Origin of the sequence: Serratia sp. P2ACOL2 (assembly GCF_003691565.1) — a bacterium.
GTDB classification, from domain to species: domain Bacteria; phylum Pseudomonadota; class Gammaproteobacteria; order Enterobacterales; family Enterobacteriaceae; genus Serratia; species Serratia liquefaciens.
Genome location: NZ_CP033162.1, coordinates 651,101 through 667,429 on the forward strand (window position 1 = coordinate 651,101; position 16,329 = coordinate 667,429).

At 52.3% G+C, this 16,329-nt stretch carries 17 protein-coding genes and 1 other annotated feature; of the genes, 9 read left to right on the top strand and 8 right to left on the bottom strand.

Annotated elements, in window-relative coordinates:
- The first annotated feature begins 62 nt into the window (after positions 1–62).
- Together gshA and luxS are read left to right on the top strand one after the other, a co-directional pair.
- Complete coding sequence (gene gshA / locus EBA31_RS03090; RefSeq protein WP_122077295.1) at positions 63–1,625, top strand: glutamate--cysteine ligase; 1,563 nt, start codon at positions 63–65, stop codon at positions 1,623–1,625.
- Positions 1,626–1,790: 165 nt separating this feature from the next.
- Entirely contained in the window at positions 1,791–2,306 is a 516-nt protein-coding gene (gene luxS / locus EBA31_RS03095) for an S-ribosylhomocysteine lyase (RefSeq protein WP_020825287.1), read from the top strand.
- Between the two features lie 68 nt (positions 2,307–2,374).
- Here luxS and EBA31_RS03100 read toward each other — a convergent pair whose 3' ends face one another.
- Together EBA31_RS03100 and EBA31_RS03105 are read right to left on the bottom strand one after the other, a co-directional pair.
- Positions 2,375–3,664, bottom strand: a complete 1,290-nt coding sequence (locus EBA31_RS03100) for an HlyC/CorC family transporter (protein ID WP_046374472.1) — start codon at positions 3,662–3,664, stop codon at positions 2,375–2,377.
- A gap of 40 nt (positions 3,665–3,704) precedes the next feature.
- Positions 3,705–4,496: an inner membrane protein YpjD gene (locus EBA31_RS03105; RefSeq protein WP_020825289.1), complete on the bottom strand. Its 792-nt coding sequence runs from the start codon at positions 4,494–4,496 to the stop codon at positions 3,705–3,707.
- A gap of 169 nt (positions 4,497–4,665) precedes the next feature.
- Between EBA31_RS03105 and ffh the strand changes: the two genes are divergently transcribed.
- The 5 genes from ffh to rplS all read left to right on the top strand — a co-directional run bounded on the left by ffh (position 4,666) and on the right by rplS (position 8,290).
- Positions 4,666–6,027, top strand: a complete 1,362-nt coding sequence (gene ffh, locus EBA31_RS03110; protein WP_020825290.1) for a signal recognition particle protein — start codon at positions 4,666–4,668, stop codon at positions 6,025–6,027.
- A 216-nt stretch (positions 6,028–6,243) separates the two neighbouring features.
- Positions 6,244–6,492 carry a 30S ribosomal protein S16 gene (gene rpsP, locus EBA31_RS03115; protein ID WP_004932501.1) on the top strand — a complete coding sequence of 83 codons (249 nt, stop codon included), beginning with the start codon at positions 6,244–6,246 and terminating at the stop codon, positions 6,490–6,492.
- Between the two features lie 18 nt (positions 6,493–6,510).
- Positions 6,511–7,059, top strand: coding sequence for a ribosome maturation factor RimM (rimM, locus tag EBA31_RS03120; RefSeq protein WP_020825291.1), 549 nt, complete (start codon positions 6,511–6,513; stop codon positions 7,057–7,059).
- 52 nt (positions 7,060–7,111) lie between these two features.
- Positions 7,112–7,879: a tRNA (guanosine(37)-N1)-methyltransferase TrmD gene (gene trmD / locus EBA31_RS03125; protein ID WP_020825292.1), complete on the top strand. Its 768-nt coding sequence runs from the start codon at positions 7,112–7,114 to the stop codon at positions 7,877–7,879.
- Between the two features lie 54 nt (positions 7,880–7,933).
- Positions 7,934–8,290, top strand: coding sequence for a 50S ribosomal protein L19 (rplS, locus tag EBA31_RS03130; RefSeq protein WP_004950372.1), 357 nt, complete (start codon positions 7,934–7,936; stop codon positions 8,288–8,290).
- Positions 8,291–8,448: 158 nt separating this feature from the next.
- On the opposite strand, the gene EBA31_RS03135 is transcribed toward rplS, so the two are convergent.
- The 3 genes from EBA31_RS03135 to EBA31_RS03145 form a co-directional block, all read right to left on the bottom strand.
- A complete protein-coding gene (locus EBA31_RS03135; RefSeq protein WP_020825293.1) occupies positions 8,449–8,667 on the bottom strand; it encodes a DNA-binding transcriptional regulator in 219 nt (72 codons plus the stop codon).
- Between the two features lie 332 nt (positions 8,668–8,999).
- On the bottom strand, positions 9,000–9,764 hold the full coding sequence (locus tag EBA31_RS03140) for a YdiY family protein (protein ID WP_020825294.1): 765 nt from the start codon (positions 9,762–9,764) through the stop codon (positions 9,000–9,002).
- Positions 9,765–10,001: 237 nt separating this feature from the next.
- A complete protein-coding gene (locus EBA31_RS03145) occupies positions 10,002–11,348 on the bottom strand; it encodes an anaerobic C4-dicarboxylate transporter (RefSeq protein WP_122077298.1) in 1,347 nt (448 codons plus the stop codon).
- A gap of 643 nt (positions 11,349–11,991) precedes the next feature.
- Here EBA31_RS03145 and EBA31_RS03150 point away from each other — a divergent pair.
- Together EBA31_RS03150 and tyrA are read left to right on the top strand one after the other, a co-directional pair.
- A complete protein-coding gene (locus tag EBA31_RS03150; protein WP_122077302.1) occupies positions 11,992–13,065 on the top strand; it encodes a 3-deoxy-7-phosphoheptulonate synthase in 1,074 nt (357 codons plus the stop codon).
- A gap of 6 nt (positions 13,066–13,071) precedes the next feature.
- A complete protein-coding gene (tyrA, locus tag EBA31_RS03155) occupies positions 13,072–14,193 on the top strand; it encodes a bifunctional chorismate mutase/prephenate dehydrogenase (protein ID WP_020825296.1) in 1,122 nt (373 codons plus the stop codon).
- 40 nt (positions 14,194–14,233) lie between these two features.
- On the opposite strand, the gene pheA is transcribed toward tyrA, so the two are convergent.
- The 3 genes from pheA to raiA form a co-directional block, all read right to left on the bottom strand.
- Positions 14,234–15,391, bottom strand: a complete 1,158-nt coding sequence (pheA, locus tag EBA31_RS03160; RefSeq protein WP_020825297.1) for a bifunctional chorismate mutase/prephenate dehydratase — start codon at positions 15,389–15,391, stop codon at positions 14,234–14,236.
- A 42-nt stretch (positions 15,392–15,433) separates the two neighbouring features.
- Positions 15,434–15,560: a sequence feature (Phe leader region), on the bottom strand.
- Complete coding sequence (pheL, locus tag EBA31_RS26875; RefSeq protein WP_187962929.1) at positions 15,512–15,559, bottom strand: pheA operon leader peptide PheL; 48 nt, start codon at positions 15,557–15,559, stop codon at positions 15,512–15,514. It overlaps the preceding feature by 48 nt.
- Positions 15,561–15,680: 120 nt before the next feature.
- Positions 15,681–16,022: a ribosome-associated translation inhibitor RaiA gene (raiA, locus tag EBA31_RS03165; protein ID WP_020825298.1), complete on the bottom strand. Its 342-nt coding sequence runs from the start codon at positions 16,020–16,022 to the stop codon at positions 15,681–15,683.
- Positions 16,023–16,329: the final 307 nt, after the last annotated feature.

Below are 16,329 nucleotides of genomic sequence, written 5' to 3' on the forward strand. Positions count from 1 at the left end.
ATTCTCTCGGGTGCAGATTCAGTATGCTTACGAGTTATTGTTTTTAGAAGCGGGAGGTCAATTTGATCCCGGACGTATCCCAGGCGCTTTCTTGGTTGGAAGCCCATCCCCATGCATTAAAAGGCATCCGTCGCGGCATTGAGCGTGAAACGCTGCGTGTCACCGAAAACGGAACGCTGGCAACAACCGGACATCCGGAGAAACTGGGGGCGGCATTAACGCACCACTGGATAACCACAGACTTTGCTGAGGCGCTGTTAGAGTTTATTACGCCGGTTGACGATAACCTCGATCACATGCTGACGTTCTTGCGTGATATTCACCGTTACGTAGCGCGCAATCTGGGTGATGAGCGTATGTGGCCACTCAGCATGCCGTGCTTTATTGAAGCCGAGCAGGACATTGAGCTGGCACAGTTCGGTTCGTCGAACATTGGCCGCATGAAAACGCTCTACCGTGAAGGGTTGAAGAACCGCTACGGTGCGCTGATGCAGACCATTTCTGGCGTGCACTACAATTTCTCATTGCCGCTGGAGTTCTGGCAGGCATGGGCTGGCGTCAAAGATGCCGAAAGCGGTAAAGAGCAGATTTCTGCGGGCTATTTCCGCCTGATCCGTAACTATTACCGTTTTGGCTGGGTGATCCCGTATCTGTTCGGTGCATCGCCGGCAATCTGTTCCTCGTTCCTGAAAGGGCGTGAAACCTCGTTGCCGTTTGAGCGAACCGAGCAGGGCATGTGTTATCTGCCGTATGCCACCTCGCTGCGGTTGAGTGACCTGGGTTACACCAATAAATCTCAGAGCAATTTGGGTATCACCTTCAACGATCTACAAAGCTATGTCGAAGGCCTGAAGCGAGCAATTGCCACGCCTTCCGAAGAGTTTGCCAAACTGGGCGTGAAGGATGGCGATCGTTATCTGCAACTGAACAGTAACGTGCTTCAGATCGAAAACGAACTCTATGCGCCAATCCGGCCGAAGCGTGTGACCAAAAGTGGCGAGACGCCGTCAGATGCGCTTTTGCGCGGCGGTATCGAATACATTGAAGTTCGCTCGCTGGACATCAACCCATTCTCGCCTATCGGCGTGGATGCGGTTCAGGCGCGTTTCCTGGACCTGTTCCTGGTGTGGTGCGTGCTGGCCGATGCGCCAGAGATGAGCAGCGATGAATTGCTGTGTACGCGCAAGAACTGGAATCGGGTGATCCTGGAAGGGCGTAAGCCGAGCCAAACCATCGGCATCGGGTGTGATGACAGCCGTGAACCGCTGGCAAAAGTAGGTAAAGCACTGTTTGACGATCTGCGTCGCGTGGCTGAAGTGTTGGATAGCGAAGCCGGCGATCGCCAGTATCAGCAGGTGTGTGACGAACTGGTCGCGGCGTTTGACGATCCTGATTTGACGTTTTCCGCTCGTATCCTGAAGGCGATGAAGGAAGAGGGGACGGGGCGTGTGGGCCTGCAGCTGGCCGAGCAGTATCGTCAGATGCTGACGGAAGAGCCGCTAGAGATTTTGACGGAGGCTGAGTTGGCACAAGAGCAGAAAGCCTCGTGGCAGCGTCAACGCAACATAGAAGCCAGTGATACGCTAAGCTTTGAAGAGTTCCTGAAGCAACACGGCGGGGGCTAAAAAAGAAAAGGCCACATCAATGTGGCCAAATATGCATCTCTGATGACAGGGATGATGATAACAAATGCGCGTCTTTCACATACTCAGACTCGCTGGGTTGGAAAAGGTTTCCTGGTTAGATAAAAAAGTTTCGAAATAAATACTCTTTTACGAGGAGGTAACGAAATGCCACTGCTGGATAGCTTCACCGTAGACCATACCCGCATGGCAGCCCCGGCTGTCCGCGTCGCGAAAACCATGAAAACTCCTCATGGCGATACCATCACCGTGTTCGATCTGCGCTTCTGCCGGCCGAACCTGGAAGTGATGCCAGAGCGCGGCATTCATACGCTGGAACACCTGTTTGCCGGCTTTATGCGTGACCACCTGAATGGTCAGGGCGTCGAGATTATCGATATCTCCCCGATGGGATGCCGCACCGGTTTCTACATGAGCCTGATTGGCGTGCCGGAAGAGCAGCGTGTTGCCGATGCGTGGAAAGCGGCGATGGCCGACGTACTGAAAGTGACTGACCAGCGTAAAATTCCTGAGTTGAACGAATTCCAGTGCGGGACTTACCATATGCACTCGCTGGAAGAAGCGCAGGAAATCGCGAAGCACATTCTTGACCATGACGTCGTAGTGAACCACAACGAAGAGCTGGCGCTGCCGAAAGAGAAACTGCAGGAACTGCACATCTAGTTCGCCATCGGGCTACAGCGATAAAAAAAGACGCGATATTCGCGTCTTTTTTCCTTTCTGGCGGCTGGTCAGCGTTGCTGAACGCTGGACTGCAGCGACTTGATCGGCGTGACCCGCACTTGTTTGATCATATTGTCCTGCACGTCAAGGATGCTGATGTCGTAATGGCCGATGCGAACACGGGTGCCGACCTCCGGGATCTCTTCCAGTTCTTCCAAAAGCATGCCGTTGATGGTACGCGCGTCGGTGGCCGGCAACGTCCAGTTGAATGCCTTGTTTAACTCGCGCACGTTGGCTGTACCGTCTATCAGCACGGAGCCGTCACTTTGCGGATTAACCTCTTCTGCCAGCGTTGGCGACATGGACGTGGTGAAATCGCCGACGATCTCCTCCAGGATATCCTCGACCGTCACCAGCCCCTGAATGTCGCCGTATTCATCGACCACGATGCCGACTTTCTCTTTGTTGCGCTGGAACTTCACCAACTGGACGTTCAGCGGCGTACCTTCGGGCACATAGTAAATTTCGTCGGCGGCGCGCAGCAGGTTCTCTTTGTTGAACTCTTTCTTCTCGGTCATCAGGCGGTAGGCTTCACGTACCCGCAGCATGCCGATGGCATCATCCAGCGAGGTGCGGTAAAGCACGATGCGGCCGTGCGGGGAGTGAGTAAGCTGACGCATGATCGACTTCCAGTCGTCGTTGACATCGATGCCGACAATCTCATTGCGTGGCACCATAATGTCATCGACCGTCACCTTCTCCAGATCCAACACCGAGATCAGCATGTCCTGATTGCGACGAGAAATCTGCGAGTGCGATTCCTTCACAATGGTGCGCAGCTCGTCCTTGCTGACTGCGTCGCTGATCCGCACATTGGTGCGAATGCCGAACAGCCGTAAAATCAGCGTGGTGATGCCATTGAGCAGCCACACCAGTGGGAACATCACCTTTTGCAGCGGTGCCAGCAAGAAGCTGCTGGGGAATGCGATGCGTTCCGGATACAGGGCGGCAAAGGTTTTTGGCAGTACTTCGGCGAACAGCAGCACGGCGAAGGTCAGTACGCCGGTGGCGATGGCAACGCCCAAATCGCCATACAGGCGCATGCCGACAATGGTGGCCAGCGCCGAAGCCAGAATGTTGACCAGGTTATTGCCAATCAGCACCAGGCCTATCAGGCGATCCGGTTTTTGCAGCAGCTTTTCGACCCGGCGGGCGGAACGGTTGCCCTGTTTGGAGAGATGACGCAGACGATAGCGGTTCAGCGTCATCATGCCGGTTTCGGATGCTGAGAAGTAAGCGGAAACCACAATCATGACCACCAGGATAATGATCAGGGTCCCTGTCGAAACGTGCTCCAACGCGGTATTCCTTATGTATGGAGAAAGAGTGCCTGAGAGCTTAGCGAACCATCACTTGCTGAATCAGACGGCTGCCAAAGTAGGCCAGCGTGAGTAGGAAGGCACCGGCAAAGCTGAACCAAACGACGCGGCGACCGCGCCAGCCTTCGTGATAATGGCCCCACAGCAAGACGATATACACAAACCACGCCATGATGGACAACACGGCTTTGTGCACGTTCTCTTTGCTGAACAGGTTATCCATATAAAGCAGCCCGGTGCACAACGTGAGCGTGAGCAACACGACGCCTATCTGGGTGATGTGGAACATCTTGCGTTCGATGCTCATCAACGGCGGCATATCGGCGCTGAAAGACAGCTTTTTGTTTTTCAGCAGGTAATCCAGCCAGGCCAGTTGCAGCGCATACAGCGCGGCAATGATCAGCGTAGCGTAGGAGAACAGCGCCAGGCCGATATGCACCATCAGTTCCGGGCTGGCTTCCAGATGCGTAATAAATTCACCCGGCATAAAGCTGGCGAAGGCCAGGTTGATCATCGCGAAGCTGTAAACGATAGGCAGCAGGAACCAGCCGCGATCGCGCGAAGCCACGAAGGTCATGACCGAGCAAATGATCAGGCTGACTATCGAACCTATGTTCAGCAAGCTGAGATTTTGCCCGGCGCTAACGTCAAAGATACGCTGCTGAAGTGCGATGGCGTGGCAAATTAGCGCCACCACCGCCGAGACGAGAGCAAGCCGACGGTATGCGCTGTTCTTCCGCAACAAGCTGGGAATAATCAGTCCAAGGCTGAGCAGGTAGGCGATCAAAGCCACAATGGAGAAAACTGGCATAGCGTTTAATTTTGCTTCGACGTGGTGAATTGGATTGTCAGTATAGCGTCGAGCGCGTCCCACTCCAACCGATCTCCAACGCTGAGGCAGAGATCCTCTACGCTTCGTGTTATAATCGCCGCAATTATGTCGCCAGAGCGGCCTGTCATTACACGTTGAGCATGAGACGATGTTTGAAAATTTAACCGATCGTTTGTCGCGCACCCTGCGCAATATCAGCGGCCGTGGGCGGCTGACCGAAGAAAATATCAAGGAAACCCTGCGTGAAGTGCGCATGGCATTGCTGGAAGCGGACGTTGCGCTACCGGTCGTGCGGGACTTTATCAACCGCGTGAAAGAGAGCGCGGTAGGTCATGAAGTCAACAAAAGCCTGACGCCGGGGCAAGAGTTCGTCAAGATCGTCAAGAGCGAGCTGATTGCCGCGATGGGCGAAGTGAACACCGAGCTGAACCTGGCGGCGCAACCGCCAGCAGTGGTGCTGATGGCGGGCCTGCAGGGTGCCGGTAAAACCACCAGCGTCGCCAAGCTTGGTAAATTCCTGAAAGAAAAACAGAAGAAAAAAGTTCTGGTGGTTTCCGCCGACGTTTATCGCCCTGCGGCGATCAAACAGCTGGAAACCCTGGCGGAAAGCGTCGGCATCGACTTCTTCCCGTCTGATGTCAAAGAAAAACCGATCGACATCGTTAACCGTGCGCTGCAACAGGCCAAGCTGAAGTTCTACGACGTACTGATCGTCGATACCGCCGGCCGTTTGCACGTTGACGAAGCGATGATGGACGAAATCAAGCAGGTGCACGCGGCGATCAAGCCGGTGGAAACCCTGTTTGTGGTTGACGCCATGACCGGCCAGGATGCTGCCAACACGGCCAAGGCCTTTAATGAAGCATTACCGCTGACCGGTGTGGTACTGACCAAGGTCGACGGTGATGCGCGTGGCGGTGCCGCGTTGTCTATCCGTCACATCACGGGCAAGCCGATCAAGTTCCTCGGCGTGGGCGAGAAGACCGAAGCGCTGGAGCCCTTCCATCCGGACCGCGTGGCATCACGCATTCTGGGCATGGGCGATGTGCTGTCGCTGATCGAAGATATCGAAAGCAAAGTTGACCGCGAGCAGGCGGAGAAACTGGCTAACAAGCTGAAGAAAGGTGACGGTTTTGATCTGACCGACTTCCTGGAACAGCTGAAGCAGATGCGTAACATGGGTGGTATGGCCAGCATGCTGAGCAAACTGCCTGGTGCCGGCCAACTGCCGGACAATGTGAAATCGCAAATGGACGACAAGGTTCTGGTGCGTATGGAGGCAATCATCAACTCGATGACGCTGAAAGAGCGCGCCAAACCGGAAATCATCAAAGGCTCGCGTAAGCGCCGCATTGCGATGGGTTCCGGTATGCAGGTACAGGACGTTAACCGCTTGTTGAAGCAGTTCGACGAAATGCAGCGCATGATGAAAAAGATGAAGAAAGGCGGAATGGCGAAGATGATGCGCGGCATGAAAGGTATGATGCCGCCGGGCTTCCCAGGCCGCTGACAGGCGCGTGCCCCTTGGGGTGAGCGTGTTTAAGCATTTGCCGTTCGCGGCAAAAACCGCCCGGAATATTACCGGCTGCAAAAAGTAGTTGACGCTGATCTACGCTTTAGATTGCTTTTTGCGCCAAAATGAGTAAAATTTTCGGGCTTTTTATATTGCAACCGGGCCCCGTTCCCTCAATGGGGCCCGGCTGTTTTATTAACTAAAGAGGATGTTATGGTAACAATTCGTTTGGCACGTGGCGGCGCTAAAAAGCGTCCGTTCTATCAAGTAGTAGTGACCGACAGCCGCAATGCTCGTGATGGTCGTTTCATCGAGCGCGTAGGCTTCTTCAACCCGATCGCATCTGGTCAGGCTGAAGCACTGCGTCTGGACCTGGACCGCATCGAACATTGGGTCGGTCTGGGTGCAACCGTTTCTGATCGCGTTCACGCGCTGATCAAAGACGCTAAGAAAGCAGCTTAATCTGTCGCGGTGGTGGCAATGAGCAAGCAACTCAAACCGGTAGCACCTAAGCAGCCGATTGTACTCGGTAAAATGGGGTCTACTTACGGCATTCGTGGTTGGCTCAGAGTATTTTCATCCACCGAGAACGCCGAAAGCATTTTTGACTATCAGCCGTGGTTTATCCAGCGGGCGGGTCAATGGCAGCTTGTCGAGTTGGAAGACTGGAAGCGCCACAGTCAGGATCTGATCATCAAAGTCAAAGGCGTTGATGATCGGGATGCTGCGAATCTACTGACCAATTGCGAAATTCAGGTGGATTCGGAACAACTTCCTCCGTTGGTGGGTGATGATTACTACTGGAAAGACCTTATGGGCTGCCAGGTAGTCACGACCACCGGTTACGAACTGGGTAAAGTCGTCGATATGATGGAAACCGGTTCAAACGACGTGATGGTAGTGAAAGCTAACCTGAAAGATGCGTTCGGCATGAAGGAACGGTTGGTCCCGTTTCTTCATGGGCAGGTTATCAAGAAAGTCGATCTCACTGCTCGCGTGATTGAAGCAGATTGGGATCCTGGTTTTTGACCTCCGAATCAAACGGTCGAAACAAGTGGAATGACAGTATGGGGATTGGCTTGTGTTCATTGGTATTGTAAGCCTGTTTCCTGAGATGTTCCGCGCAATCACCGATTACGGGGTGACTGGCCGGGCAGTAAAAAATGGCCTGCTGAGCGTGCAGTGTTGGAGTCCGCGTGACTTCACCTACGACCGGCATCGTACCGTGGACGATCGCCCTTATGGCGGCGGCCCGGGAATGTTGATGATGGTGCAACCCTTGCGGGAAGCCATTCATGCAGCAAAAGCAGCGGCAGGCGAGGGAGCAAAGGTGATTTATCTGTCACCTCAGGGGCGTAAGCTGGATCAAACCGGCGTATGCGAACTGGCGACCAATCAGAAGATGATTCTGGTGTGCGGTCGTTATGAAGGGGTGGACGAGCGCGTAATCCAAACCGAAATTGATGAAGAATGGTCAATCGGTGATTACGTACTCAGCGGCGGGGAACTGCCGGCAATGACCCTGATTGATTCAGTCGCCCGTTTTATACCGGGTGTGCTGGGCCATCAGGCCTCAGCAGAAGAAGATTCTTTTGTCGATGGATTGCTGGACTGCCCGCACTATACCCGTCCTGAGGTGTTGGAAGGGATGGAGGTTCCGCCAGTCTTACTGTCGGGCAACCATGCCGAGATACGTCGCTGGCGCTTAAAGCAGTCGCTGGGCCGTACCTGGCTTAGAAGACCTGAACTTCTAGAAAGCCTAGCTCTGACTGACGAGCAAGCGGTGTTGCTGGCTGAGTTCCAACGGGAACATCAGGCCAAGCAACAGGACTATGAAGGGAACGTCTGAGCAACTGGCTCGACGGGACCGATATATCAGTTTACCTAGGGTAAGAGACATATTATGAGCAACATTATTAAGCAAATTGAACAAGAGCAGATGAAGCAAGACGTACCTGCATTCCGTCCGGGTGATTCCGTGGAAGTTAAGGTATGGGTCGTTGAAGGTAGCAAAAAACGTCTGCAGGCATTCGAGGGCGTGGTTATCGCTATCCGTAACCGCGGTCTGCACTCTGCATTCACTGTTCGTAAGATTTCCAACGGCGAAGGTGTTGAGCGTGTATTCCAGACTCACTCCCCAGTAATCGACAGCATTACTGTTAAACGTCGTGGTGCCGTTCGTAAAGCCAAACTGTACTATCTGCGTGAGCGTACTGGTAAGTCTGCTCGTATCAAAGAGCGTCTGAACCGCGTCGGCTAACGCTGCATCCAAAGTTAATAGCTATGAAGGGGTTGGCACTGTGCCAACCCCTTTTTTTATGCCTGCAGATCGGGGATTGCATCTGCAAGATGCGAAAATGCTCCCAGGACGCCCGTTTTTACAGGCATAAAAAAGCCTGCGTTTGCAGGCTCTTTGCATTACAGCGCCGCGGCGCGCTGTTTGCTTTTTTCCGGATGTGGCTGTGCAGGAACGATATCGCCAGGCTTTACAATCACGCGAGCGACAGACTCGTGCGTGGCAAAGGTACAGCTGCAGTTAATGTTTTGGCATTGGTGATAGCGCTCTTTGGTCGCTTCGCTCAGATAACGGCTGGAGCGAGTATGGGCCACGCTACCGCAGAGTGGACAGTGCATCATAAAAACCCCCTTGCAATATTTTAAGTGAAAACGGGTTGGGCATTAAGCCACAATCAAAATCAGCAGCCTGCCTAATTAGGTGGGAGTTACACCCCAGCTTATTAACGGACACTCCTGATGGTAGTAACGGCTTCAGCCGCGATGATTGAGTTTTCTCATGCTCTGCACCCATTTAATTAATACTGTGTATACATACAGTATTAAGCTATTTGCTAAACTCGTCAATAGTAAACGTTATGTTTTTAGCAAAATGTCTAAATTTGATTTTCAGGCATAAAAAAAGCCCATCAATGATGGGCTTAGTCGTATAACAGGTGCAGAAGTAAGAAGGATTACAAACCGTACACCAGGCTGATAGAAGTGGTGGTGTCGGTATTCTTTGGCGCAGAGGCTGGAGGCTTGCTGTTGTAAGTCACGGTGTAAGCCAGACGCAATGCGAACTTTTCGTTAATGGCGACGCTGAGTGCGGTTTCGGAGTTCAGCGTGGTTTCTTCGTTCGCCAGCGCGGAAACGCCTTCAGAGAACTTGGTATTGTCGGTCAATTGGTACGAATAGTTGGCCGCACCGTAAGCCAGCGCTTTGGTGGAACGCCCACCGCCATGGTATTCGTCGTGACGCACGCCCGGACCGAATTCAACTCGCAGATCGCTAAGCGGCCCATTAAGGATTTGGCGACCATAACCGCCGGTCAGGGTCGAGCGGGAATCATAACCGTTGAAGCGATCGCTTAGCCAGCTCGCCTGACCGAACAGGTAATTACGATCGGACAGGTTATAACGGGTACGGCCGCCGGCCTGATACTTTTCTGACGAGCGCACGTTGGAGGATGTGGTGTTGTTGGCCGCACCCCACAGGCTGTAAGCGGCATCGCTGTTGAACCAGGTCATGCTGGTATTGGCCAACAGGGTAGAGCTTTGTGAGTTGCCTGACTGCGAGTTGTAACCGGCCTGGACGTTGCCTTCAAACGGTTTTTTGGCGGTGGCCGGATCGTCCATCGCGGTGAAAAGCGTATTGTCGGCAAGGGCTGAAACACTGGTGAAAGTCGTTAAGCAGCTAATGAACAGCGGAATAGCGCGGCGAGCGCGTAAAGAGAGCATTTTTGATCCAGTTGTTAAGAGTGGTTATAAGTGATTTCGGTCACATTATATCGGTTCGCCATTGCGACCAAAATAGCGACTATTAGCTTAAGTTTTTAATTTTTCGTCCTCACTTATTCACTTTTCTTCTACTGACTTTTAACTCTGTTAACGGCATAAAATACTGATTGCCATTATTATTTATGTGGTCAATGGTGTGGGCGGCAACGGGGAATACCGTTGCCGTTGGGGAAATGATTACAGGAAGGTGGTGACCAGAAGATATCCGGTGATACAGGAACACAGCACGCCGATCAGGCCAGGAATAATAAAGCTGTGGTTGATGATAAATTTGCCGATGCGCGTTGTTCCAGAACGGTCAAAACCGATGCAGGCCAAATCGCTTGGATAAGTGGGCAAGACGAAGTAACCGTACGCGGCCGGGAAGAAAGCCAGCAGCATTTTGGGGTCGACGCCCAACTGCAGCGCCATTGGGGCAATCGCGGTGAGCGCAGCTGCCTGGCTGTTGACCAGCTTGGAAACCAGGAACAGAACGATCGCGTAAGTCCACGGCTGACTTTTTACCACGTCTTCAAGCAGGAGTTTTAACTCTCCCATATGTGCCTGGAAGAAGGTATCACTCATCCACGCCACGCCGAATACGGAAAAAATGGCGACCATGCCGGCTTTGAAAACCGCACCATTGGCAATATCGCCGGGTTTGACTTTGCAGCCCATCAGAATAACGGCACCGGCGATCAGCATCATCATCTGGATCACCAGATTCATAGACAGCGGTTTCAGTACCCCTTTGGCGTTGGCAAAGGAAGGGCGTAAATCAGCAAAAGCCCCCAAGAGCACGACGATGGCGATAGCCGCAAAGAAGATCGCTGTGGACCAGTAAGCCTGCTTGGGGAATCTCTGATTGAGCAGTGTTTCGGTGCTGCCAAAAATATAGGCCCGTTGTTCTGGATCTTTGATTTTTTCCTGGAATTCAGCGTCCTTATCCAGATCTTTACCGCGGCGCAGGCTCCATAAGGCCGCCATTAGCACCCCGACTAATGAAGCCGGGATCGAGACGGCAAGGATTTCTACCAGCGTGTAAGCTTTGCCAATCCCATGTCCTGCGGCAATGATTGAAACCAGAGACACAACGGCCACGGAAACCGGCGAAGCTGTGATGGCCATTTGCGAGGCGACGGAAGCCACGGCCATTGGGCGTTCTGGGCGGATCCCTTTTTTGATGGCGATATCGGAAATGATCGGGAACATGGTGTACACCACATGCCCCGTGCCGCAGAGGAACGTCAGAGTCCAGGTGGTGAAAGGAGCAAGCAGCGTGATGTGCTGTGGGTGGCGGCGCAGCAGTCGCTCTGCATATTGCATCATCACGTTCAAACCGCCGGCAGTTTGCAACACTGAAGCACAACCGATTACGGCAAGAATAGTCAGCATAACCTCAACGGGAGGTTTACCTGGTTCCAACCCGAATATAAAACATAAGAGGATTAAACCAATACCGCTTATTAGGCCCAGCCCCATACCGCCAAACCGAGTGCCGACTAATAAGCAGATTATAATAATTAAGAACTGCAAAGTGATCATGATAGTCCCTTGTCAAGAAATGAAAAGCAGCTAACGCTCATACATTCTCAATGCAGGTGATACGGGCTCTGTCTACGCAGATTAACCCTAAAGAGGTGCGAACGAATAACACCATAATTATTTATTTTTCGCGCGATAACTGTGAAGTTCCGCAATATTTATTCAATAGGTTTTACTCATATTTTTGTATTTTAATTAATAGAGGAAAGTAATTGAAAATAAATTGCCGGTTTATTGTTTGTTATTTGTGTTTCAGTTGTTTAATTTTTGGGTGATTTGATTTACCCGTTAAGGTTCTCTGCTGTGGAAAGGGTAAACATCAGGCTTTTGAACGTTCGGTGGATGAGGCATATGGGTCGTTGCGTTTCTGGTGTATCGAATTGTTTACGATTTTGTCGGGTTTTAGCATTTTGGTGTGCAAGGAGGCTTCGTGTGGGTGAAAGTCTTAAAAATAACTAATAATCATTATATTAGGCTATTTTTTGTGTTGTTTTCATGACTTATTTAGCGCTTTTTATTTGTGGTAATTTTTTATTTACACCAAATGGATTGAAATCTTTACATTTCGTGATAGGGTAAGAACCTGAAACGCTCAATGTTCTATCAACGCTTACGCATAACGGCAAACGACAGGAATAGCATCATGCAAAAAGACGCGCTCAATAACGTTCATATCAGTGCAGAACAGATTCTGATTACTCCGGAAGAGCTGAAGAACCAGTTCCCGCTTAGTGCCAGCGACGAGAATGAAATCGCCACGGCACGCAAAACCATCGCCGATATTCTGCAGGGGCGCGATCATCGCCTGCTGGTGGTGTGCGGACCTTGTTCTATTCACGACCCGGATGCGGCACTCGATTACGCCCGTCATTTGAAAACCCTGTCAGCTGAATTGAGCGATCAGCTGTATATCGTTATGCGTGTCTATTTTGAAAAACCTCGTACCACCGTCGGCTGGAAAGGTCTGATTAACGACCCATACATGGACGGTTCGTTTGACGTTGAAGCAGGTCTGCACATTGCGCGTCGCCTGCTGCTGGATCTGGTTGGTATGGGCTTGCCGTTGGCGACCGAAGCGTTGGATCCGAACAGTCCGCAATACCTGGGCGATTTGTTCAGCTGGTCAGCGATTGGTGCGCGCACGACTGAATCGCAAACTCACCGTGAGATGGCTTCAGGGCTGTCAATGCCGGTAGGTTTTAAAAACGGTACCGACGGCAGCTTGGGCACGGCGATCAATGCTATGCGCGCCGCAGCAATGCCACACCGTTTTGTCGGTATAAATCAGGCTGGGCAAGTGTGCCTGCTGCAGACGCAGGGTAACCCTGATGGCCATGTGATCCTGCGCGGTGGTAAAACGCCAAACTACAGCGCTGAGGACGTGGCAGCCTGTGAAAAACAGATGCTGGATGCGGGACTCCACCCGTCCTTGATGATAGATTGCAGCCATGGCAACTCGAATAAAGACTATCGCCGTCAACCGGCGGTTGCCGAGTCCGTGGTAGAGCAGATCAAAGCGGGTAACCGTTCGATCACCGGCATCATGCTGGAAAGCCACTTGCACGAAGGCAGCCAGTCTTCTGAGCAACCGCGTGCAGATATGCGCTATGGGGTTTCTGTTACCGACGCCTGTATTAACTGGGAAAGTACAGAGACGCTGTTGCGCCATATGCACCAGGAACTCGGCACCGCGCTGACGGCACGCACTGGAGAGTAGTAAGTTATGGTGGCTGAACTGACCGCGTTGCGCGATCAAATCGACGAAGTGGATAAGGCGCTGCTGGAGCTGCTGGCTAAACGCCTGCAGTTGGTGGCGGAAGTGGGAGAGGTTAAAAGCCACCATGGCTTACCGGTGTATGTTCCTGAGCGTGAGGCGGCAATGCTGGCCTCACGGCGTCAAGAAGCGGAAAACCTGGGTGTGCCGCCCGATTTGATTGAGGACGTGCTGCGTCGGGTGATGCGCGAGTCTTACGTTAGCGAGAACGACAAAGGCTTTAAAACGCTACATCCGCAACTGCGCCCGATCGTCATTATCGGCGGCAACGGTCAAATGGGGCGGTTGTTTAATCGCTTGCTGACGCTGTCCGGTTACCAGGTCAAAGTGTTGGACCAGGAAGACTGGAATCAGGCTGATACGCTGCTTGCCGATGCCGGAATGGTGATTGTCAGCGTCCCTATTCACGTCACCGAACAGGTGATTGAGCGGTTACCGCCATTGCCTGCAGACTGTATTCTGGTTGATCTGGCCTCGGTAAAAAATCGCCCGTTGAATGCCATGCTGGCGGCGCACCATGGCCCAGTGGTGGGGCTGCATCCCATGTTTGGCCCAGACGTAGGCAGCGTGGCCAAGCAGGTGGTGGTCTATTGCGATGGCCGCGAACCGCAAGCCTACCAATGGTTGCTAGAACAGCTGCAGGTATGGGGGGCGCGTTTGCACCGTATCAGCGCGGTTGAGCACGATCAGAACATGGCGTTTATTCAAGCCCTGCGCCACTTTGCGACCTTTGCTTATGGTTTGCATCTGGCGGAGGAAAACGTGCAGTTGGAGCAGTTGCTGGCCCTTTCTTCACCGATCTATCGGCTGGAGTTGGCGATGGTCGGGCGGCTGTTTGCTCAAGACCCGCAGCTGTACGCGGATATCATTATGTCTTCCGAAGAGAACATTGCGCTGATCAAGCGTTACTATCAGCGGTTTGGTGAGGCAATAAAACTGTTGGAGCAGGGCGATAAACAGGCGTTTATCCAAAGCTTTCAGAAGGTCGAACATTGGTTTGGCGACTATGCGCAACGTTTCCTGGTGGAAAGCCGTTCGCTGCTACGTCAGGCGAATGACAGTCGCCAATAATGATAAGGGTTCGGTTATGCCGAACCCTTTTTAATGGTATTCAGGACGGGTTGACTGGCACCACGGTGTCGCTCGGGTAACACCCCAACACCTTCAGCGAGCGGGTGATAGGCGTCAGATCTCTCAATGCCTTCTGCATCGCCTCAGAACGCAGGTTAGCCTGCACATCGATATAAAACATCTCTTCCCACGGGTTGCCGTTAATCGGGCGAGATTCCAGCTTGGTCATGATGATGCCGTTGTCGCGTAGTACCAGCAGCGCTTCTACCAAGGCACCCGACTGCTGGCCGGTGGCCATAATCAGCGTGGTCTTAGCGGGCACCTGCTCGGAAACTTCGATAGCCTTGCGCGCCAATACGATAAAGCGGGTAATGTTCTGCTGCTGATTGGCCAGGTTATGTTCCAGTACCTGCAGGCCATAGAGTGCACCGCCGGCTTCGCTGCCCAGCGCCGCCGCTTTTGGCGAGTTCAACTTTGCCACTTTTTCCATTGCCGCAGCGGTGCTTTCACAGTATTCGATTTTCCAGTGCGGGTAGCGATTAATAAACTGGCTGCACTGTTGGAAAGGTTGCGGGTGGCTATATACGGTTTCGATCTGATCAAGGTCAGTATCGCTGGCGATCAGCACACAGTGATCGATAGGGTTAGTCAGTTCGCCGACGATCGACAAACTGGTGTGTTGCAGCAGGTCGTAAACGTCATTAATCGAGCCGGAGCTGGTGTTTTCGATCGGCAGGATGGCGTAATCCGCCTGGCCGGTTTCAACCTGGGTGAAGATATCCTGGAATTTCTGGCAGCCGCACTCGATCAACTGATCGAAATGGCGAGCGGCGTATTGGCGGGCTGCCAGGTGCGAATAAGAGCCTTTCGGGCCAAGGAAAGCGATGCGGGCAGAATGCTGGCTGATTTGATTGAGTTGATGCTGCAACAGCGCCTGCTGAGTCAGTACGGAGTCTTCGATAATCAGTTGAAACAGACGGGTGACGTAAAATCCGTCCAGATCGTAGGGCTTGGCTGCGGCGATCAGGGCGTCCAGCAGGTCGCGTTCACGCTCTTTATCACGGATTGGCCGATGAGAGTGCAACTTGGTTTTACCTACCTCTACCGCCAGCTCACGGCGTTCTGCCAGCAAGGACAGCAGTTTAAGATCCAGTGCGCTGATGCGTTGGCGCAGCACGAGTAACGGGTTGTCGGTCATAATCAGCTTCTGCCTTATATTTTTATACGTCGTAAAATAGCCATAAAAAAAGCCCCCTGGTTTCAGGAGGCTTTGCTGTTCGTCTTCGCATTCTTTATCACACGACGAAACGCCTCCCAATCAGGGGAAGGTAAAAAAGAATGCGAAGAAAAACGGTTTACGGACCATGTACTATCCAAAGTGTGTGAGACAGGTTTTAAAGTAACCGCAGGTTTTTATCTCGTCAATAAAAAAACCAGACAAAAAACGCGCCCTCAGGCGCGTTTGATGTGAAACAGCCGCTAAACGGTTATTCCTGTTCCGGCTCCACTTCCGGAACGATGTCCTTCACGCTGGCGGCGGCACGGCGTGCTTCGCCTTTGTGCTGCACCTTGTTCAACTGACGCTCCAGCTTGGCGATCAGTTCGTTAACGGCGGTATACATGTCTTCATGTTTTGCGCTGGCGACCAGCGGGCCGTTAGGTGTGGTAATGGTGGCGTCGGCAACAAACCCTTTCGGTTCTTTGGATAAGACGATATGCGGGTTAATCAGTTGGGCCTGCCATTTTTCCAGTTTGGTGAGACGGTCTTCGACGTGACTGCGGATTGCGGGAGTGATATCCATTTGTTTGCTGGTAATGTTCAATGTCATATAACTTACCTCTCTGTCTTTCCGTCTTGGATGAGTCCAGCATACCCCGCTTTTTGCTGAAATACGTGATGAAAATCACGTTTTTTTGTCACTTTTTGCAAAGTTAGTTCAATCTGTGATTCAGCATCTGAAATGGCCATCTAACGCTTGAGTCTTGGAAGCGGAACGCGCATTATTGAAAGGATAAGCGGTGTTGCAGTCTTGCTAACATCTTGTTTTTGCTTGTGTATTTATCCGGGTCTGGGTGAATTTACAGCAAATAAAAACGGCAGCCGAAGCTGCCGTTTTGTTTTCCTGCCGTTACCCA